1 protein-coding gene is annotated in these 1,004 nt (G+C 65.6%); it reads right to left on the bottom strand.

Translation table 11 applies throughout. From position 1 onward, the window contains the following. A partial coding sequence (locus NAZ64_RS22340) for an acetyl-CoA carboxylase biotin carboxylase subunit family protein (RefSeq protein WP_483641036.1) occupies nt 1-1,004 on the bottom strand: 1,004 nt, incomplete at both ends.

The following is a 1,004-nucleotide window of genomic DNA, read 5'->3' as shown; positions in this document are numbered from 1 at the left end:
AGAATCAGCAGCACGTCGCCTTCGGCCACCGTCTGGCCCTCGGTGGCAATCACCTTCCAGATGTTGCCCGCCAGCGGCGCGGTGACCGGGGTGCCGGCGCCTGCCGGGGCGGCAGCCTGAACCGGTGCGGAAGACGGGGTGGCAGCAGTGAGCTGGCTGATATCGCCGCCGTCGCTGACCTTCACCACAAAGGCCTTGCCTTCCACTTCCACGGTGTAGATACCGGAGGCGGCAGGTTTTGCCGGGGCTGCGGCAGGCTGCGCGGCTTCCGCCTGCGGCAGTGGCTCAAACGCCGCCGGGTTGTGGCGGTTCTCAAGGAATTTGAGGCCGATTTGCGGGAACAGCGCCACGGTGAGCACGTCGTCGATGGCGTTTCCCGCCAGAGTAATGCCCTTCTCCTGCGCCTGGCGCCTGACGTCCGCTTCCAGTTCAGCCAGCTCCGGCTTCAGCAGGTCCGCCGGGCGGCAGGTCACCGGAGCGCCCCCTTCCAGCACGCGGGCCTGTAGCGCGGCGTTGACCGGCACCGGAGTGTGGCCGTATTCGCCTTTCAGAATGCCGGCGGTCTCTTTGGCGATGGTTTTGTAGCGTTCGCCGGTCAGGACGTTGAGCACCGCCTGGGTGCCGACAATCTGCGAGGTCGGGGTCACCAGCGGGATAAAGCCGAGGTCCTCGCGCACGCGGGGGATTTCCGCCAGCACCTGGTCGAGTTTGTCCGCCGCGTTCTGCTGCTTCAGCTGGCTTTCGAGGTTAGTGAGCATTCCGCCCGGCACCTGGGCCACCAGAATACGGCTGTCGTAGCCCTTCAGCTGGCCTTCAAAGGCGTGATACTTTTTGCGCACCTCGCGGAAGTACGCGGCGATGCTCTCCAGCTTCAGGATATCCAGACCGGTGTCATGCTCAGTACCTGCCAACGTCGCCACCAGCGCCTCGGTGGCCGGGTGGCCGTAGGTGGCGCTCATGGAGGAAATCGCCGTGTCCACGCCGTCAACACCCGCCTCGATAGC

It is taken from the genome of Salmonella sp. A1325 (genome assembly GCF_056991255.1).
This window is presented reverse-complemented; position numbering and strand designations above follow the sequence as displayed.